19 protein-coding genes are annotated in these 20,827 nt (G+C 21.5%); 1 reads left to right on the top strand and 18 read right to left on the bottom strand.

What is annotated here, in order from left to right; genetic code table 11:
* Positions 1–10 precede the first annotated feature (10 nt).
* The 12 genes from ACTT88_RS00745 to ACTT88_RS00690 form a co-directional block, all read right to left on the bottom strand.
* Positions 11–736, bottom strand: a complete 726-nt coding sequence (locus ACTT88_RS00745; protein WP_440907483.1) for a glycosyltransferase — start codon at positions 734–736, stop codon at positions 11–13.
* A gap of 86 nt (positions 737–822) precedes the next feature.
* Positions 823–1,836, bottom strand: a complete 1,014-nt coding sequence (locus ACTT88_RS00740) for an STELLO glycosyltransferase family protein (protein WP_440907482.1) — start codon at positions 1,834–1,836, stop codon at positions 823–825.
* 2 nt (positions 1,837–1,838) lie between these two features.
* Positions 1,839–2,873, bottom strand: coding sequence for a GDP-mannose 4,6-dehydratase (gene gmd / locus ACTT88_RS00735; RefSeq protein ID WP_440907481.1), 1,035 nt, complete (start codon positions 2,871–2,873; stop codon positions 1,839–1,841).
* Between the two features lie 63 nt (positions 2,874–2,936).
* Positions 2,937–4,391 (bottom strand): hypothetical protein, encoded by a 1,455-nt coding sequence (locus ACTT88_RS00730; protein WP_440907480.1) that lies wholly within the window; start codon positions 4,389–4,391, stop codon positions 2,937–2,939.
* Entirely contained in the window at positions 4,375–5,667 is a 1,293-nt protein-coding gene (locus ACTT88_RS00725; protein WP_440907479.1) for an O-antigen ligase family protein, read from the bottom strand. Before ACTT88_RS00725 ends, ACTT88_RS00730 begins: the two co-directional genes overlap by 17 nt.
* Positions 5,642–6,850 (bottom strand): glycosyltransferase, encoded by a 1,209-nt coding sequence (locus ACTT88_RS00720; protein WP_440907478.1) that lies wholly within the window; start codon positions 6,848–6,850, stop codon positions 5,642–5,644. Before ACTT88_RS00720 ends, ACTT88_RS00725 begins: the two co-directional genes overlap by 26 nt.
* Complete coding sequence (locus tag ACTT88_RS00715; protein ID WP_440907477.1) at positions 6,847–7,833, bottom strand: glycosyltransferase; 987 nt, start codon at positions 7,831–7,833, stop codon at positions 6,847–6,849. The genes ACTT88_RS00720 and ACTT88_RS00715 overlap by 4 nt, the downstream gene beginning before the upstream one ends.
* The gene (locus ACTT88_RS00710) at positions 7,830–8,615 is read right to left on the bottom strand and encodes a glycosyltransferase (protein WP_440907476.1); all 786 of its coding nucleotides are present in this window, start codon (positions 8,613–8,615) and stop codon (positions 7,830–7,832) included. Before ACTT88_RS00710 ends, ACTT88_RS00715 begins: the two co-directional genes overlap by 4 nt.
* 35 nt (positions 8,616–8,650) lie before the next feature.
* Entirely contained in the window at positions 8,651–9,625 is a 975-nt protein-coding gene (locus ACTT88_RS00705) for a GDP-L-fucose synthase family protein (protein WP_440907475.1), read from the bottom strand.
* Complete coding sequence (locus ACTT88_RS00700) at positions 9,609–10,394, bottom strand: glycosyltransferase (RefSeq protein ID WP_440907474.1); 786 nt, start codon at positions 10,392–10,394, stop codon at positions 9,609–9,611. Before ACTT88_RS00700 ends, ACTT88_RS00705 begins: the two co-directional genes overlap by 17 nt.
* Positions 10,394–11,608: a class I SAM-dependent methyltransferase gene (locus ACTT88_RS00695; RefSeq protein ID WP_440907473.1), complete on the bottom strand. Its 1,215-nt coding sequence runs from the start codon at positions 11,606–11,608 to the stop codon at positions 10,394–10,396. Before ACTT88_RS00695 ends, ACTT88_RS00700 begins: the two co-directional genes overlap by 1 nt.
* On the bottom strand, positions 11,605–13,083 hold the full coding sequence (locus tag ACTT88_RS00690) for a hypothetical protein (RefSeq protein WP_440907472.1): 1,479 nt from the start codon (positions 13,081–13,083) through the stop codon (positions 11,605–11,607). The genes ACTT88_RS00695 and ACTT88_RS00690 overlap by 4 nt, the downstream gene beginning before the upstream one ends.
* 193 nt (positions 13,084–13,276) lie before the next feature.
* On the opposite strand from ACTT88_RS00690, the gene ACTT88_RS00685 reads away from it, so the two are divergent.
* Complete coding sequence (locus tag ACTT88_RS00685; RefSeq protein ID WP_440907471.1) at positions 13,277–14,629, top strand: hypothetical protein; 1,353 nt, start codon at positions 13,277–13,279, stop codon at positions 14,627–14,629.
* Here ACTT88_RS00685 and ACTT88_RS00680 read toward each other — a convergent pair.
* From ACTT88_RS00680 to ACTT88_RS00655, 6 genes are read right to left on the bottom strand one after another with little or no spacing between them, the layout of a single operon-like run.
* On the bottom strand, positions 14,600–15,466 hold the full coding sequence (locus tag ACTT88_RS00680) for a hypothetical protein (protein ID WP_440907470.1): 867 nt from the start codon (positions 15,464–15,466) through the stop codon (positions 14,600–14,602). The genes ACTT88_RS00685 and ACTT88_RS00680 overlap by 30 nt on opposite strands.
* The gene (locus ACTT88_RS00675; protein WP_440907469.1) at positions 15,441–16,364 is read right to left on the bottom strand and encodes a glycosyltransferase; all 924 of its coding nucleotides are present in this window, start codon (positions 16,362–16,364) and stop codon (positions 15,441–15,443) included. The genes ACTT88_RS00680 and ACTT88_RS00675 overlap by 26 nt, the downstream gene beginning before the upstream one ends.
* The gene (locus ACTT88_RS00670; RefSeq protein ID WP_440907468.1) at positions 16,358–17,407 is read right to left on the bottom strand and encodes a sugar phosphate nucleotidyltransferase; all 1,050 of its coding nucleotides are present in this window, start codon (positions 17,405–17,407) and stop codon (positions 16,358–16,360) included. The genes ACTT88_RS00675 and ACTT88_RS00670 overlap by 7 nt, the downstream gene beginning before the upstream one ends.
* Positions 17,400–18,545, bottom strand: coding sequence for a DegT/DnrJ/EryC1/StrS family aminotransferase (locus ACTT88_RS00665; RefSeq protein WP_440907467.1), 1,146 nt, complete (start codon positions 18,543–18,545; stop codon positions 17,400–17,402). Before ACTT88_RS00665 ends, ACTT88_RS00670 begins: the two co-directional genes overlap by 8 nt.
* Positions 18,529–19,485: an NAD-dependent epimerase/dehydratase family protein gene (locus ACTT88_RS00660; RefSeq protein WP_440907466.1), complete on the bottom strand. Its 957-nt coding sequence runs from the start codon at positions 19,483–19,485 to the stop codon at positions 18,529–18,531. Before ACTT88_RS00660 ends, ACTT88_RS00665 begins: the two co-directional genes overlap by 17 nt.
* Positions 19,482–20,825 (bottom strand): nucleotide sugar dehydrogenase, encoded by a 1,344-nt coding sequence (locus ACTT88_RS00655; RefSeq protein ID WP_440907465.1) that lies wholly within the window; start codon positions 20,823–20,825, stop codon positions 19,482–19,484. Before ACTT88_RS00655 ends, ACTT88_RS00660 begins: the two co-directional genes overlap by 4 nt.
* Positions 20,826–20,827 lie beyond the last annotated feature (2 nt).

Raw genomic sequence — 20,827 nt, 5'->3', positions numbered from 1 at the left:
TTTTAAAAACCTAAATTTTAAAAATTTTTAAATATAGAATTTTAAAAAAAATTTTAAAATAAGATAGTTTGTTAAGTAGGTTATTTCTAGACTCTCCATCTGATCTTTTAATCCATTTGTAATATACCTCAGAAACTTTTGTTTCTTCATTCAAGAGAGGTAAAAGTAATGTTTCCAATGAGAAATTTTGATCATAGCTAGTATAATTAAATTTTCTAAAATATTCTGTTTTATATAGTCTGTACCCAACAGTATAATCAGTTATTTTATTATTAAAAAAAATTTTACAAAAAAGTTGAAATGTATAGGTAAGTATAGATGATACTAAACCATAACCTTCGATAATTATATTTTTATTTTTAAATCTAGATGCGTTAACAATGTTAATGTTTTGATTTTCTAACACAATTTTATACATATTTTCTAAATATGATGGATCAGTTTCTCCATCTCCATCTAGCCAACAAAAATATTTTGTATTTACAAAATTCAATCCGTACTTCACAGCTCCTCCATAACCTGGATATTTTTCTGATTGTATCAAACATTCAATATTAGAATATTTTTCTGAGAGAACTTTTTGAGTTTTTAAACATTCAATTGTAACAAAATTTGGAGAGACTATAATTATTTTTTCTAGGAATTTAAAAGACAATAATTTTTTAACGACCTTTTCTAATGAAAAGGTTTCATTGCTCGCTAAAACTAAAGCTGTTAGTTCCTTATTGTTTAACACTAAATCTTTTGATTAATTTATCTTTAAAATATAGTTGAATTAAACTTTTATGAATATTAATTAATTTAAAAATCTTATAAAATTTTTTATTCATATTCTTTTGAATTCTCTATTAATTCAATATCATTAATCCATAACCTTAAAATACTCATCTCTTTTTTATTTAAAAATTGATTTTTTATCAAAAATTGATAGCAAAGAATAAGATTCTTGTTTATATTTTTTAAACCAGGTTTTAATTTTAATCTTTTTAGACCATTAACTAATTTATCAATTCTAATATAGCCATCTACCTCATTTTTAAAATCATCAATTAAATCATGGCTGTTTCGAATTTGTTTTACTGTTGCCGGATGAAACGATAAATTCATTTTACATTCATGTAATATTCTTTGTGCAACATAGGATCTATATATGTCAGTTAATCTAAACGAACATGTTGACGGCAAATACATTAGTGAAAATACTGACTTATGCCATATTGTATTTTGACTGTTGAAAGGACAATAAGAGTGTTTTGGTAAATAAAAGCTATTTTTTGATTTTTTGAAGTCTTTGCTTGGGAATAATAATCTAAAAATTGCATCTACATCAGGCTCTCCATCGGCAAGAAACTGTTGTATAGGTGAAGTTACCAAATTTTTTTTTAGTTTTGAAATACTTTTAACTTTTTCTTTTATAAACTTTAGTGGAAATCCTCTTGGCCAAATAATTTGATTTGAATAATATTTATATATATTAACAAAAGTTTTTTTTTCAGTTTTGTAGCAATATATTTTTAAATTTCTTTTATTATAGAATTCCTTATAAGGTAAATTATCATCATCAGTTTCATATATAAATTCAAAATTATTTTTAAAGGCAATTAAATAACCTATGTTTTTTCGAGAATAGTGATTGTAACTAAGCAATTTATTAATTTTAAAACCAAAGTTGTTTTGATGTAAAATCGAAAAATAATTTGAATTTTTTAATTTAAATTTCTTTGGTGATTTTTTATCGCCAATTATTATTAATTTATTTTTTTTTCCAATATTTTTTGCAATTGATTTTAAGCATTTATTTGGATTGGAAATTGTAGTTATGACAACTGAAAACATTTTTAAATGACTTTCATTTCAAAATCAATCATATCATCTATTAAGTGGTCAATATTTGTCTTACTTTTCCAATTTAATAACTTTTTTGCTTTATTTGAGTTTCCTAAAAGAGTTTCTACTTCTGTTGGACGATAATATTTTTTGCTACAAATAATAATTTTTTTTCCATTTTTATCTACAGCACACTCATTTAATCCTTTTCCTCTCCACTTAATTTTAATATTTAGTTTTTTACAAACTCTATTAACAAAAAATTTTACACTATATTGTTTTCCTGTAGCCACAACAAAATCATCGGGTTTTTTATACTGTAGTATTTTCCACATTGCTTCTACATAATCCTTTGCATGTCCCCAATCCCTCTTTGCATATAAATTTCCTAAAACTAAAATTTTTTCTTTACCTTTTTTGATTTTACATAAAGTATTTACAATTTTTTTAGTTACAAATGTTTCTCCTCTCAATGGGCTTTCGTGATTAAAAAGAATTCCATTTGAAGCAAATAAACCATATGCCTCTCTGTAGTTGACTGTAATCCAGTGGGCATAAACTTTTGCAACTCCATAAGGGCTTCTCGGATAAAAAGGAGTATTTTCACTTTGAGGTGTTTCCCGAACTCTTCCAAACATTTCTGATGTGCCAGCTTGATAAAATTTTGTTTTTTTCTGTAATTTTAAAGACTTTATTGCCTCTAAAATTCTTAAAGTACCAAGTGCATCAGAATTTGCTGTATATTCTGGAACCTCGAAAGAAACTGCAACGTGAGATTGAGCTGCCAAATTATATATTTCATCTGGCTGAGTTTTTTCAATGATATGTAGTATACTAGAGGAGTCTGTCACATCTCCATGGTGAAGTATAAATGTTCTATTTTTTTTTGTAGGATCTTGATAGATATCATCAATTCTCGATGTGTTAATTGAAGAGCTTCTTCTTTTTACACCATGAACTAGGTAATTTTTTTTTAGTAAATATTTGGCTAAATATGAACCATCTTGTCCTGTTATACCAAATATTAATGCTGTTTTTTTTTTCATAATTATAAGTCACTAATTAGACTATTTTTATTTAAATTAAAAGAAAATACAATTAATTAACAATTAGTATAAAATCTCCACAATAAAATTATTTTTAATTTTATTTTTAAATATTTTTTCTTTAATAGCTGAGAATTTATCATATTCGAAATTTTTGAGCTTTAATGAAGATTTAGCTTTAGTAAAATGTTGGTTGACTAAATTTACATCATTCTGATTATCATTTGCTATAAAAGTTTTGATTATAAATGTGCAATTATAATTATTTTTTTTTAAAACTTTTGAATTAATCACATAATTATTATTATTTTTAATATAGAATTTGATATTTAAATTATGAGTAAATATATATTTAATTTTGCATTCATTTTTTTCATTCTTTAAAAATACTAAAATTTTTTTTATTGGTAAATTTATATTATTTTTAATAAGATTTTCTTCTTTAATAGTATTATTTATTCCAAAAAAAGTAAAAATTATAAAAATAACAATACTTAATCTTTTTAAAGTTAAATTTTTCAAAAAAATTAAATTTATAAAAAAATATATTATAAAGATATAATTTAGAATTATTGAGTGTCTAGGTTTATGACCTAATTTAAATAAAAAAATAATTATAAAAAAAAGAGAAAAGAAAATAATTAAATTTTTAAAATTTTTAAAAATTTTTTTTTTGAATATGTCTATATTTTTAAATAATATTAATATTAATATAAAAAAAAATAAAATCGAAATTATTTCTAATGGAAAAACACTATTACCAAATACTATTGTGATCGCTGGATATAAAAAAGAGAAAAAATAATCTCCATATTGAGAAGAGGAATTCATCAAATGATTACTAAGAAAAAAATATATTTGAGGAATATTGATAAAAAAAATTAAAAGAAATAAAAAAATTTTATTTTTAATAAAATTAAAAAATTCTTTATTTATTTGTTTAAAATTTGAAGAATACAAACAAAATATAAAAATTATTGTTAGGTAATTCAAATGAAACATTAGGGTAAGGGATGTTAAAATTAAAAATATTTCTTTAAAATCTCTATGTTTTTGAAAAAAAATTTTTCCAATTATATACAACGCTAAAGGTACCCATAAACTATACCATCTTAATGAAGTACACCAGAGAATAAAAATAGGATTTAAAATAATACAAATTAAATAATAGAATTTAATTTTATTATCTTTAAAAAAAATTTTACTAGTAAGTTTTATAAATGAATTTAAACAATATATCTGTAAAGGTAAAAATAATAGTGGTGCATACTGAAAACCAAAAATTTTTTCTCCAATATAAATTAATATATAACTTAAGGGTGGAGATACATCCCAATGATTTACATAACTATAAATAGAAAAAATATCTCTTTCGTTAATAATACCTATGGTCGCAATCTCATCATCAAAAAATGTTTTTGAATGAAGTCTAAAGTAAATGAGTAATGAAAAGATAATAAATAATAAAATTTTAAAAATGAAAAAATCTTTATTTTGGGTTTTACTTAATAAACTCATTCAATTTTAATATGGCAATATAACTAGAAATAAAATAAAAAATAATACCTCCATTATAGCTTGAAAATAAACTTCCTGAGGGCAAAATGGGTATTAAAATAAATAAAATCAAAGATGATAACATTAACATACTTATGTCGTTTGATTTTTTAAATACTTTAAAAGATTTTTTTATAAATATTAGAATTAAAAACAAAAAAGTTATAATTCCTAAAATGCCCAATTCAGACAAAATTTCCATATAAGTATTATGTGGATGTGTGGTGCAGGAACTATTATCTAATATATTTTTTATTTTATACTCTTCATTGTCACACGACAAAACTCTGAAATTTTTTAGACCCACACCAGTTAATTTATTGTCTTGGTAAATTTTATTTGCCACCAGCCAATGTGAAATCCATGGTGAATTTAAAAGATTATTTTGTCCATATAAGTTTTGAATAGAAATATTAAATTCATAATTTGTATTAATACCACTCATAAAAAGAGTTTCATATACTCGATTTTTAAAAGCAGTATTAAAAGCAAAAAAAGTAATTATTGATAAGATAATAATAGCTCCTGCTAAAAACTTCTTCCAAAAATTTATTTTTAAAAAAATTAACAAACAAAAAATTAAAAATAAAATTCTTATTAAAGCTAATCTTTCCCCAGTTATAATAATAGTTGATAAAAAAAATAAAATAGATGTAAATAAGATAATTAAGTCAAATTTATTGTTTAATTCAAATTTCTTTGAAATAATAAAATATATAAAAAAAAAGGATATAAATGATCCAGCTACGAGTTCTTCATCTAAAAAACCACTATATCTGTCATCATGAATAGGTTTGTATCCAAAAAAATCGTACCCAAAAATAAATTGAAAAATTATATCTATAGATAAAAATATTGTTACCACCCCAGAAATTATACCTAAAATTTTAAAGAATGATCGAGAATTTACAAAATTATAAAATATTATTGGAATAATACCAAACTTAATTACAGAAATAGATCTGATTAAACTTGAAGTATTTTTATAATCAGAAAATAAATAAGATGTGAGGATTATTAAATAAGTAAATATTATATATGTAATTAATTTTTTTTGGAAATTTGAATGAAATTTAATTTCTTTAATCTTTGCTAGGAATAAAATTACTATGATCAGATAAAAAATATTGATTACTAATGAACCCATTATTGCAAATAAAGGAAAAGATACTAGTAACTTTTCAATTATATTTAGACTACTAAAATGATTTTTAATATTTAAAATTATCGAAGTCATATATTTTATTTAAAAAATTTTTGTAATAGTGTTTTTTTGAATAATGTTGCAAGTTGTTAATATATTTGAGTTTTTTATTCTTGAAATAATTCATTCCTTTAATTAAATCATCAATTCTAAATTTTTTCGCTAGAAAACCATTTTTTTTATGAATAATTAATTCTCTATGGCCAGAACAATCAAAAGCAACAACAGGAGTCTTATTTACGATACTGTCTGCGGTTAATTGAGAAAACGTTTCCTGACGTGAAGTCAAAATAAAAACATTTGATAGTTTATAAAGTTCATCAATTTGATTATTTTCAACAAAACCAAAATCATAAAATATTAAGTTATTAAATTTTTTAAATGGAAAATTATGCGAATTATTTCCAAAAACAATAAAGTATTTAAATTGAGAAGAATTATTTATTTTACTTAATAATTTAAATAAATAATCATAAGCTTTTACATAGTTATTTCTTTTTTCAAAATGAATTAAACATTTAAACTCTTTTTTTGGAATAAGTTTTAAATCTTCTAAATTAGAGTATTTAGCATTTTTTTTAAAATCAACTACATTTCCAATTATAAAAATTTTAGGAAGCTGTTTGTTATTGGTATTATACTTTTTTAGAGTTTTAATAAATTTCTGCTTTGACCAATTGGAAGGCACAGTAAAAATTATATTATCTCGTTGTAGTATTTTTTGACATTTACGTTTCAGTAAATACTCCTCAAAAAACCTTGAAAAAATATTTATTTTTCCTGGATCGTAGTGGAATGTACCATTACAAAACCAAAGATCATGCAGAGAGATGACCAACTTTTTTTTTATATTTAAAATTTCGTTTAAAGAAACAACCTCATTATAAAACCAATGTACATGAACAATATCAACATCCGTTAATTTAATACGATTTAATAATCCAGTATCTATTAAACACATGCTTCTTTTGATTTTATTCTTTGTATTAAAGATTAAAAAAAGTACTTGAGATAATAAAATTGAAACAAAAATTTTTAAATAAGAAATAATAGTAATGTTTATTTTTTTTACTCTTTTATCATTTGTTTTTTTAGTTATACAATTTAATTCTAATTTATACTTTTTTGATGAAATAGATTTAAACATATTGAAACTTGCTATTGCTGCGCCACCAAAAAAATCATTATAAGATAAATATAATATTTTCTTTTTCATGAACTTAATTTTTTTATAAATTTAAAAAATTGAATTCTCCAGATTTGAAGTGATCTTTTCTCTGAAAGTTTTGAGCTCAACAAAGACTTTTTTATCAAATCTCTATCTTTCGTATTTAAAACATTTTCCATTTTTTCATATAAATCCTCCTCATTATAAGGATCAAAGTCATATCCATTTCTTTTAAGAAACTCTTTTTTTGCACCAACATTGTTACTTAAAATCAATAAACACCCACAACAAGTTGCCTCGTGAACTACGACTCCCCAATTATCTTCATAACTAGGTAAAACCAAACATTTAGAATTGTTCATAAGATTTACAATTTTTTTGGAATTTATATGAGGTATTATTTTTACTCCATCTATTTTTTTTACATTATATCCTCCAACTAATAATAAATTAGAATTGATATATTTTTTTTTTAATCTTTTAAAGGCTTTCAGAAGAGTTTCAAGGTTCTTTCGTGGTATAAATTTTCCTACGAATATAAAATCATATTTTCTTTTTGTAATTTTTTTTTTATTTTCAAATAAATTATTATTACAAGAATATAATCCAGTTAATATTAACTTTCTAAAACTAAAATATCTCAATAAATTTTGAGTATTTTTACCTGGTACAAATGCAGCATCAAAAATATTATTTAAAAAAAATTTAAAATAAAATCTTCCAAGAAATTGTCTAAAATTTTTTTTTATGTTATTATCAATTAAACAAATATTTTTGGTCTTTTTTTGCTTTGCCAAAGAAATAAAAGCTTTATTATTCCATCCAGTGAAAAAAAAATATTTAGGTTTAGAAATACCAATGCTTTCCCAAGTATAATTTTTCTGTAATGAAATAACTTTTACTACTGAATATTTTATTAATTTTTTAGCTTTTTTATTGTCTGTTAGTATAATTATTTTATTTCTGAGATTTAAAAAGTTGATACAATCAATTGCATAACTTGGTAACTCACTCCAACCTATTACTATCATTTATTTTTTTTAATTAGATATAATTTATTGTCATAAAAATTAAAATTATTTAAATAATTTAAAATTCTATCAATAAAATAGAATATATAATTAAATTTAACTTGTTTTCTAAAAAATTTTTTAATTTGTTTTGTTTCATTTAATCCTTTATTTTTATTTTTTTCACCAAAGCTACTATTATGTTTATTAAAAGTTGCAGAGTTTGAATTTAGGTATGCAATTTTTTGTGATCTTAATAAAATACTCCCTATAAAATGGAAGTCAGAACATACCTTATATTTAAGGTTAAATCTCTTGTTTTTAAATTTATGATGCCAAAAAAAAGTATGTTGGCAAAAGGGCATTCCCAAAGTAATTAAATATCTATTTTTAAATTTTAATGGTTTAAAAGTTTTTGTTGACCCGGTATTTAAATTTTTAACCTGATACCCCGAATAAATACAATCAACATTATTTTTTAAAAAAGTGTTTTGAATTTTTTCAAAAAATTCAAAATCTTCATATAAATCATCAGAATTAATGTATCCAATTACTTTTCCCCCACAGTATTTAAGAGCATTATTTATTCCTTTGTACATATTTAAATCTTTTGAAACCAAAACCTTATCAATTTTTTTAATTTTTTTAAGATAATCTATCGTACCGTCAGTTGAACCTCCATCAGCAATAATATGTTCAAAATTTTGTAAAGATTGTTTTTTTAAATTTTTTATAAGTTTTTTTAAATTTTTTTTATCATTTAATGTTGGTGTAATGATTGAAATAAAAGGTTTTTTTTTCATTAAAATTTTACAATTACAATATACTTAAATTAAAATTATTTTTTTTTATTTTTTTTTAAAAAATCATCGTAAGTTTTTGATAATCCATTTTCTAATTTAACAAAATTTCTTTTTTCTTTTAAAAAACTATTTAATGATGAATTATCTAATAGTTTTCTTGGAGTTCCATCTTTCTTAGTTTTATCAAAAATAATTTTTCCATCAAATTTAGTTATTTTTTTTATGATTTTTGATAGTTTTTTAATACTTAATTCTTGACCTGATCCAATATTCAAAAAACTTATTTTTTTTCTTTTTAAAAATTTATAATATTTTTCTTTTGGTTTTAAAAAAATTTTTAAACAAAGTTTAACCATGTCATCGACATATATAAATTCTCTTTTGGCTTTACCAGTACCCCATACTTTTACAAATTTTTTATTTTGTGATTTTGCTTTATGAAATTTCATTATCATCGCTGGAATTACGTGAGAGTTTTTTTCATGGTATTTGTCATTCAATCCATAAATATTTGTTGGCATAACTGATCTAAAATCAGTAGAAAATTGTTTATTAAAAAATTCACACATTTTTAATCCCGCTATTTTTGCCACTGCATATGCTTCATTAGTTTTTTCTAAATAGTTACCTAATAAATATTTTTCATGCATGGGTTGTGAACAATTTCTTGGATAGATACAAGAACTTCCAAGGAATAATAATTTCTCGATTTTATATTTATAGCAAGATTTTATTACATTATGTTGAATGATTAAATTTTTATCAATAAAATCAGCACTGAAAGTTTCATTAGCATATATACCTCCAGCTAAAGCTGCTGCATTAATTACCATGTCTGGTTTGTTTTTTTTAAAAAATAAATCAACTTTTTTTTGATTTTCAAGATCAAGTTTTTTTCTATCTGCTACAATAATTTTAAATTTTTTTTTTTTTTTTAAAATTCTTACAAAAGCTGAGCCCACCATTCCTTTATGTCCAGTAACAAATAATTTTTTATATTTTAATTTCATAAGCTTTATTAGAGTAAATTTTTGATAAAATTATTTCTGAAATAAAATTCAATTTTAACTGATATAATAAAAGTTTTACAAAAAGGTTAATCTGATTTCTCAAAAGAACATCAAAATTCTGATAAATTGAATCAATCTCATAAAGTTCTCTAGAAATTTTAATATAATTTTTGAAAGTATAAGTGCTTGAAATTCCACCAAGATAATGATTTGAAACAATAAAAGGTATAAATGATACTTTGTATTTTCTAAGAAGTGTTAATTTATACTCATAATCTGCAGCAACAACATATTTGGTATTATAAGTGTGTTTTTTATAAAAATTTTTATTAAATAAAATTGATTGATGTACTGGCACAGAGTCTCCTGGAAAAATTTTTTTTACATTATTTGGAATGTTCCAACTTTTATTTTCTCCTATGACTTTAGAAATAAAAAAATAAGATAAATTTTTTGAAAGTGAATAATTTTTTATATTTTCTAAAACATAATTATTATTTAATATATCTCCTGAATTTAAAAACAATATATGATTTCCTTTTGCTAATTTTGCTCCTTGATTCATAGCATTATAAATTCCACTAGATATATCTTCATAGACATATATTTTAATATTTTTATTTTTAAAATTTTTTTTAAGTTTTTTACCTCCATTAACTATAATTAACTCAACGTTTTTTTTATCTGTCTGATTAAAAATTGAATTTAAAGTAGTATTTAAATCTTTGGGGTTATTTTTGGTCACTGTTACAATTGATAAATCTATCATTATATTATTTCAATTTGTGGTAATGGAAAAATTAATTTTATTCCTTTTCTTAATAACCTTTTTTCTCTTTTAATAATATGATCTTTAAAATGCCATGGTAAAACAAGTAAATAATTAGAATTTTTATATGTTATCTTTTTATCACTTAATATTTTTATTTTAGTACCGGGTGTATATTTTTCAAATTTATCCTTGTTAATCTCATAAATATTCTTAACCAAATTTTTATTAATATTACAATACTGCAGAATAACATTACCTTTAGTAGATGCACCAAGCCCACTTACACTTTTATTATTTTTTTTTAATTTATTAAGTAAATTGTTTAAAGATTTTTTATGATATTTTATTTTTTTATTAAACATCTGATAAATTTTAATATCATTTAATTTCATTTCTTTTTCCTGATTTAATAACCAATTTATAACTTTGTTATTACTTTTTATTTTTGATTTTTTATGAGTAGCACTTACAGAAAAACTACCTCCATTTATATTATTAAATTCTACATCTAAAATTTTTAAACCTGCTTTGTTTAAAATTTTTTTTACTACATTTAAGGAATAATATTCTAAATGTTCATGACATATAGTGTCATATGAATTTTGTTTCAACATGAAGGGCATATAGCTTTGCTCAAAATGCCAAATTCCATTTGTATCAAGTATTTTTTTAATATTTTTTACAAATTCTAAAGGATCTTCAAGGTCATAAAACATGGAAATACAAGTAATCAACTTTGCTTTTTTTGATATAATTTTTTTTGAAGGAAAAAAATCGTTGATAGTAATTATATTCTTTTTATAATATTTTTTAAATTTTTTAATGGTTGGATCTATTCCAATTAGATTTTTAAAACCTTTGAATGCATTTAAAAATGTTCCATCATTACTGCCAATATCAATAACAAAATCATTTTTTCTTATTTTATATTTTTTAATTAAATTGTATGATTTATTATGTAAGTGATTAACCATAGATGAATTTAGAGATGATCTATAACCATAATTTTTTCCATACATTTCATTTAAATTAAAAGAGTGTCTAAGTTGTAAAAGACCACAATTTTCACATAAACATACAGTTAATGGACCTTTTGAAATTTTTATATTCTTGCTTGATGGAAAAACACCAGTTAAAAATTGATTGCCTAAATTAATGACATCTTTTAAATTTTTTGATTTACAGAATCTACAATTTACAATTTTTTTCATTTAAAAATTTCTAGCATTACTTTATTTGTATTTTTTTTGAATAATTTGTCTTCTTTAAATTCATTTAAAATATTTAAAGAATTTTTAAAACTGAATAAATTATTTTTTTTATCACTCAAGTCTTCGTCAAGGGTATCTTCTCTGAAAGAAGTGGATTTACTAAACCTCCACATATAATTAAATTCCAATACATCTTTTAAATTTATTCTGTTTTTAATCTGATCAGCTTTATATATCAATTTTTTATAATCATTAATTGATTTAATTGGTTGACCAAATTTATAGTTAACACTCACATTATCTGTAACAACAACAGATGGAATATTCATAAAAGCAAATTCATGAACTGCTGATGACTGAAAAGTAAACATTGAGGCAAATTTATTTTTTTTGAATGTTAAATTTGAAGTATTTGAGTCTAAAAATCTTATAGTAGGATATTTTTTTTCAAAAAATTTATATACATTAAAGTTAATTGGTAAATTGTTAGGATGAGGTTTAACAAACCACTCAAAATCCGTTTTACTTGCATGATTTAGTGTGAAGTCCATCCATTGATACACATCAGGAAATAAAGAGTATCTAAAAAAATGATGCGCATCAAAGAAACATGATGGCATTATTGCAATTTTTGGTTTGTTACTTTTTATTTTTAAAATATTTCTCTTTGAATAAGAAGCAACATTACCTACCTTCCAATTTGTTTTATTTTTATATATTCTTTTAATTAATTCTTCTCTAGATTGTCTTAAAATTTGAGATTTATTTTTTTTCTTTTTAAATTCTTTTTTATATTCATAATATTTATCAATTTGTAAGAGATTTTTTTTATCAACAGATAATGTTCTTATATATGAATAATTTTTTTCAGGATAAATAATCTTGATTTTAGTATCATATTTTTTTGCGACAAGAGCAAGTGCCCCATAATTAACAAAAACTACATGAGTTGTAATTAAATATTTAATTTTTTTCTTTAAGAAAAAGTTTTCTAAATAATCTATTTGAGCATGGGATAAACTAACAAGCTTATACAACTTCTCATCTTCTAAATTTAGTGATGATTTTAAATATAATCTACAATATGATTGATAAATATATTTGCCAATTTTATAACCTTTATAATTATAATTTATACACTGTTTTAAAGATTTAAATTTTTTTATGTTATTTTTAATTTTTGGTTTTACAGATAAATTAATCACTTCAAAATTTTTTTTTTTTAAAAAATATCTTAATAAAGATGTAAATAAATTTATTTTATAACCACCAAAATAAAAAAAAATAATTTTAAATTTTCTTATTAATATTAAAGACACTAAAATATGAAATGTTGTCTGCAAATTTATTAATGGACACAATTCTATAAGAATTATTTCATTATTGGTTTTTGGAGAATTAATAAATTTATTTTTATACGATAGAAATTTTGAAATAATCGATAGGTGATTTAATAAAATACTTATATATTTCATGAAAATGTATTATCAATTTAATAAGATATATCAACAAAAACAGATTTACTCTAATTTATTAATTTATATTGTAGTTTTATTTATCTTTGTTTCTCCCAAGTTAAATCTTTACATTTTAAGTATACAGTTAAAGACGGATTATATTATTTATTTGGTAATACTATTTGTAAATATTTTTTTCTCAAAAAATAATTTGAAAAGGAATGATTACGTCCTAATAGGATGTTTTTTTTTATTAAACTTTGTTTTAAGTTTTTATGAAAATTCATTTAAGCAATTTTTAAAACAATTTATTCTAATTCTAATAGCTTATGTATCATTAAAAAATTATAGTAAAAATTTTGATGAAAATAAATTTATTGAGATTTACAAAAAATTTGGTTTATTTGTAATTGCATTAGGATATTTAATATTCATTTTAAGTTTTACTCAGAGTGTATATTTTGAGAACATGTTTCAATTAAATAAAATTGAAATTAAAAATATTTATAATCAATTATCAACATATAAAGAAGGTTATTTTCTTTTTTTAAGTGATATTTTACAAATAAAAAACCCTTCTAGATTTCAAAGTATTTGTTCTGAGCCTGCAACGTTTGCAATTTTAACTTCTCCACTTTTATACTTTTATTTAAATAATGTTAAAAATAACATATTTAAAATTTTAATTTTAGTATTGTCTATAATTCTAAGTCATTCTATATATGGTCTTATAGGTTTAATTTTATCTATTTTATTTAAATTTAATTTTAATATTAAAACATTACTCGTATCATTTTTATTTTTAATTTTAATTTTAATTATGCCTGGAGGAAAAGTTAAAAATTTATTTACCAAAAGTTTCTCTGTTTTTAATATAGGATACAATGAAAAAGTCTGGGAAAATCATATAACTTATATAGCTGAAGTACACAATTCTGGTTTTATAGCTGAAAGGTTTGAAAAATATAATTCAATATTTTTAAAAAATTTTACAAATGAGGATAAAAGAAAATTACTTTTTTATGATGATAAGTTTTTAATTCATCCTTTTAATACAACAAGAAAAATAAAACCTAAAGTATTGAAAAATTTAATGAATCAATATGACTTTCATATTTATCATCCTGGACCAAATTATATAGGAACTTCAGGATGTGCTTATCTAAGTAATATATATATATCTATTGATAATTTAAAAAATTTAAGATTTTTAGGATCTGGGATTGGTAGTCATGAAGTAATTTACATAAATAAAATTAAAAATTGGATATTTATAAAATCTAATTCTTCACACTGCCTTGGTTTAAACTTTAAAGATGGTAAAAGTTATTTTATAAGATTTTTCACTGAATTTGGAATTCTAGGATTAATGTTATTATTATTTTTAATGGTTAAAATAAAAAATAAAAATAAAGATTTAGAAATTTTTTCAAAAATTTTAATTTTTTTACTATTTTTACAAGTTGGGAACTATGGATTGCTCAAAATAAATATAATCTTATTATTACTTCTCAAAAACTCAAATTTATCAGACTTATTTTACAAGCTTAAGAAAAATAACTGATCTTGCTGAAGCGGCTTTATCTTCAGGATTTAACTCCTGTTGTGTTCTAAACTTAGTATCCTTGCATTCATCCTCCTCACATTTATGCCAACCAAATTTTTTATATATATAATAGCTTTTAATAACAGAGGTTGGTGAAAATTTCTCAATTAAACAATCTATCTCTTCCTTATCAAATTGTTGAAGATGATTAAATACTTCTTTGTAACCAAAAGGTAATGTCAAGTAAAGGGCTCCTGCAGGTTTCAAAATAAATTTAAAATTATCAATTACCTTCAAATAGTCTTTGGGATTATTTTGTTTATTTTTTTGCTCAGAATTTTTTTTGTAATCATATTGTGAATTATCAAAACCAACATGCTCTAAAGTAGAAATACATGCTATATAGTCAAATGAATTTTCTATATAAATTTTTTTTGATAAATCTGAGTAAATATAATTAACAGAATAGTTATAAAAATTATTTTTTTCAGGATAAAGAGTTTGGATAAAAACTTCAAATTTATTTAATTTTTTAATAATAGGTTCGTAGTTTAATGTTGAACCAGCATCTAGTAATTTTCCACTTTTTCCCTCAAGTTCATTTAATAACCATTTGTATTCAATTATTCTTTCATCAATGCCTTTTGAGTTAGATTCAGAGACTTCTTTACTTTCGCTATTGATTTTTTTTTGTATTTTATACCATTTGTATTCATCATATCCTATTCCAAAAGATTTCCTATGAAGTAGATAAATTATTATTTTGAAATAATTTAAAAATATTTTGATTAATTTTAATGCACTTTTTATAATTTTTTCAAAAATATTTTTAAAAGATTTTAATAGATAGGTCATAAAATATTGATAGATAATTTTTTAATTTATATTTTTTAAATTGTTTATTATTTAAGTTGAAAAATAATGAAATGAAAAAACCTTTAATTAAATGGATTAATATTAAATGTCTACCAATTAAATTTTTTATTTTTACAATATCTAAAAATATTTTTTTTGCCACCCAATAACCAAATCTAAGATTGCTTGAGCCATATTGAATACTCATGGAGTCAGAATGTGATGAAAATTTCGCCACTACATTTTGAGTAACTATTGTGTTATTCAATTTATAGTCATATTCCAAGCTTAATAAATATAGTAATAAATCTGGGCCAATATTTTTTTTAATCATCAAGTGCTCTGATATTTCATCTTTAATTTTGTTTTTAAGAACATAATTCCATTTTTTTACAATTTTTACATTAAATATAGAGGTAATTGGACTATTGGGTAAAACTTTAGTGCTCTTTATTTTAAAATATTCTGCAAGAAAATTTATATCTTTTTTAGATATAGACTTTATTCGTGGCTGTTTAAATTTAAATAATTTTTTTTTTGGATGAATTATTCCATATCCATATATTTGCTTATTTTTTTTGCAGGAATAATTTACTAGCTTTCCAAAATAAGGAGATAAAATATCATCATCATACATAAAAGTAAAAAAACCTTTGTCTAAATGTTTAATTGCTTCAAAACAAGCATTCATAAAACCATTTTTTTTTTGTTTTATAATTTTTATGTCTACTTTTCCTTTAAAATACTTAATCTTATGACTTAAATAATTATTTTTATTTCCATCCAATATTATAATTTGCAAGTTTTTATGATATTTTTTAATTTTTAAGCACGAATTTAATGACTTAAATATGTCAGTCCTATTTTTTGTGATAAACAAAATAGTAAATTTTACCATTTTATTTTTAATTTTCTAAAATCTAATAAATCATCTGGAGTTCCAAGATCATACCATTTTTCATATATTGGATAACTAATTATATTTTTTTTATTTTTTTTTAATAACTTAATAAAATTTACAGCATCTATACTTTGATTTTTTTTTATCAATTTCAAGCAATTTGGATTAAATAAATATATCCCTGTATTTATGTTAAAACTGAGAGATGGTTTTTCATGTATAGAGTCTATTTTTAAATTTAAATTGTTTAAGAGGCCATATTTCAATTGTATTTGTTTTTGAGAAGTCACTATAGTAAAATCTGATTTATTATTTATATGAAAATCTATGATTTTTCTATAATCTATATTACAGACAACATCAGCATTAATTAATATAAAAATATTATCATTTTTTTTTGTTTTTAAATTACCAAGTCCACCAAAAGTTCCTAATGGTTTTTTTTCATAAAAAAAATTAGAATTAACATTTTTATAATTATTTTTTATATATTTAAGAACTTGATCGCTTCTATAATGTAAAAAAAAATTTACCTCTTCAAAATTTAATTTTAAAACATTTGCTAAAGCATAATCTATTATTCGCTTTTTTTTTGTTATATGAACTAAGCACTTGTTTAGTTTGTTAGTATATGGTCTTAATCTTTTTCCATATCCTCCAGCCATTACATTAATAGTAACTTTACGATCTTTTTTTAATATTTCTAATTTATTAAAACTTTTAATATCAATTATTTTTTTATTTTTTAAAATTGGTAGATAATCAATTTTATTTTTTTTCATAATCTGATATGCGGCTTGATCTGATAAATTATATTTACCGACTACTGGTTTTTTATTTATAATTTTTAATATATGAAAGTCTAGATTTTGAAATTTTAAAATAGCTCTTCTAATGTCACCGTCATTTACAACACCAATTAATTTATGGTTATTATTTACATAGCATAACATCTTGATTTCATTTTTTTCTAATTTTGCTAGAGCTTTTTTTAAATCTATATTTTTTTTAATGATTATATTTTCAATTTTCTTATTCATTTTTAAAATTATTTATTAAATTTATTACATAATCGATTTCTTTTTTTTTTATAAATGATGATGATGGGATTAGCACAATTCTTTTATATAATTTATCAGTAAATTTCATATTTTCCCAAATAAAGTACCTTTTTATCGGTTGTAAATGCATTGGTTTCCAAAAATAATCTGTGCTAACTTTGTTTTTCTTAAGATAATTGATTAGTTTTTTCGAAGTATTTTCAGATTTGCATAATACAAAATTAAGCCATGATATATTATTTGAAATTTCTTCATTAAAAAAAAATTCTAAATGTTGGCTTTTAATACTTTTTTTATATTTTTTAAAATTAAAATGAATTTTCTTTTTTATTTCCTTGAAACGAAGTAATTGTGACTTCAAAATTGCTGCATGAATATTGGTCATTTTATAATTATGACCTACAGCAATGTAATTGTAATTCCCTTTAAATTTACCATTTTCTGACAAAATTTTTGCGTTTGTAAATACATTTTTTTTATTAGTAGATAATGCGCCACCTCCTCCTGAAGTAATATTTTTATTCCCATTAAAAGAATAAACTACAACGTCAGCAAATTTTGATAAACTCTTATTATAATATTTATTACCAAAAGCACAAGCAGCATCAATAATAATTTTTAAATTATATTTAGTTGCAATTTTTTTTATCTTGGAAAGATTTGGAATGATCCCAAAGCTAGTAACAGGACAAATAGCATAAACTCTTTGTTTTTTTTTTTTAAGAAATGTTTTCCCATTTCTAATAAATGTTTTTTTTTCTAATTGTTTTTGTAATTGGTTTAAATCTAATGATAGCGAAAATTTATCAACGTCAAATAACCATGGTTTAGCTTGAGCATTTAAAATTGCATTTGTTGTTGCCCCAAAAGTAAATGACTGGGTAATAACAATATCTCCTTTTTTTACTCCTAATGATTTAAAACCTAATAATAAAGCTGCGCTTCCTGAATTCAAAGGTAAATTGTATTTTGCATGAGAATAAACACTTAAGTCTTTTCCAATATTATTTGCTAATTTTCCATAGGTAGATATTTCAGATTTTTTTAGACATTTTAAGACTTCTTTTAATTCTTTACTTGTAATATCAGGTTCTTTTATATTAAGAATTTTTTTCATACCAACTAATAGTTTTTATTAAACCTTCATTTAAATTAACTAATTTTTTTAATTTACAAATCTTTTGAATTTCTCTCGTATCTGGAACTCTTCTTATGGGTGATCCTAGAGTATTTCCTTTTAATTTTAAATTTTTTTTGGAATTTAAAAGATGTTTTATTTTTTTAACTAAATCAATTATCCTAATTTCTTCATTCATATTTCCAATATTAAAAATTTTATTTAAAGAAACTTTTTTAAAGCAAGTACCCAAGATTAATTTGATAGCGTCATCGATATAACAGAATGCTCTTTTGTGATATGGAGAAAATACTTCAACTTTATCTTTTGTTTTAAATTTTGAAATTAATTCAGGAATTACATGAGAGTAACCCATCCTAGGACCATAAATATTGTGAGGTCTGTAAATTATATAATTAAAATCTGAAATTTGTAAAATAATTTCTGAAAAAAACTTTGATAAATAATATGATTGTCTAGAATTAAAAGATGATGGATATATAAAATTTTGTTTTTCTAGAGTTGGAAACTTAAGTTTTTTTTTATCTAACAAAGGTTGATAAATTTCGCTTGTTGAAAAAAAAATAAATGTAGGTTTTTTTTTTTTACTTTTGAAGGCATTTAAAAGATTAAGCGTAGAATTTAAATTTGTATCAAATGTTTTTACAATATCCTTTTTAACGTTTTTAACACCAACAATTGCTGCAAGGTGAAAGATATATGAAAAATTTTGATTTATTTGAAATTTTTGTGTTAGATCTATTTTTTTTATTTTTATATTTTTTTTTTTCTTTATCAAACTTATAAACTCATTATCTTTTTTACCTCTAGAAAAATTATCTAAAATTGTAATATTGAAATCAGAATTTTTTGAAATTTCTTTTAAAAGATTGAATCCAATGAAACCTGCTGCTCCCGTTACTAAAATGTTTTTTTTCATAAAGGTCGAGATATTTCAAAAAATTTAATCTTTTTTTTTTTTAGAATTTTGTAGTTAATATTTTTAAATATATTATTTAAATCAAAATACATAGGTTTTTTGTTAAGATAATTTATATTTATTTTTTTTACTTTCTTATGTCCTACACAAAAAAGAACACAATCATATTTTGAAAAATCCGGTTCTTTAACAAAGTTAAAGGGTAATAAATTATTATTTGTCAACAATGGGTCATTAATTTCAACCTTTGCCCCAACATTTTTAAGTTTCTGAGCTAAATCAACCGATGGACTAAATCTAATATCATCAACATCCTCTTTATAACTAATGCCAATCAATAATATTTTTTTATTTTTAAATGATATTATTTTTTTTTTGATATATTTAAGTGATGTAGTCACCATCTTTGAATTTATTAATATTGATTTTTTTGTTATGGGAAATTTATTATTAGTATTTAATATATTTTTGGCTGAATATTCTAAAAATTTTGGATCTTTAGTTAAACAATAACCTCCAACACCTAAACCAGGATTCATTATATTGCTGTGGGTTTTTCTTATCCTAATTGCATTTAGTATATTTTTTATATCAATACTATTTTCAATAGAAAAATTTGTAAATTCGTCAATCAAAGCTATGTTAACTGCTCTATAAGTATTTTCTATTATTTTGCAAGTTTCACAGTCTTTAAGTGAATTTAATTTTGTAAGAGGAAATTTTTTTGTATTTATTATTTTATTTAAAAAAATTTTACACTTTTGCGAAGAAATATTATTAACACCAGCATACACTCTGTAGTAATTAGAAATCGAATTATAATAATTCTCCCCGGGGGTAACTCTTTCATACGAATAGGCAAAATAAATATCATTCAGCCTCATTTTACGTTTTTTTAAATTTTTTTCTATTTCAGGAACAATTATTTTATCACATGTACCAGGTGGGAGTGTAGTTTCAAGAATAATTAAAGTTTTTTTTTTTATTTTTTTTATTATATTAAAAAAAAGTTTTTTTAAATTTTCTAGACTGTTTTTCGACTTAAAATCAAAACTTATACTCACAATAATAGTGTTACAATTTTTAATTGGTTCTAAATTTAAGGAAATTTGATAATTTCTTTTCTTTTTAACTTTTTTAAATTTTCTTATTAGTTCAACGTCATTTGATTTAAAAGGAAGTAAATTATTATCTAAAATTTCTTTTAATTTTTTTCCTCTAAAATCATTTTTGTCAATACCATGCACTAAACAATTAATTTTGTCTGCAATTAATATAGACATAGGAATCCCCACAAACCCCTGACCAATTACTGCAATTTGATTTTTAGATTTTGACATTA

Origin of the sequence: Candidatus Pelagibacter sp., assembly GCF_052046145.1 — a bacterium.
In the GTDB taxonomy this organism is placed as follows: domain Bacteria; phylum Pseudomonadota; class Alphaproteobacteria; order Pelagibacterales; family Pelagibacteraceae; genus Pelagibacter.
The sequence above is the reverse complement of the archived record's forward strand: the minus strand, read 5'-3'. Positions and strand labels throughout refer to the sequence as shown.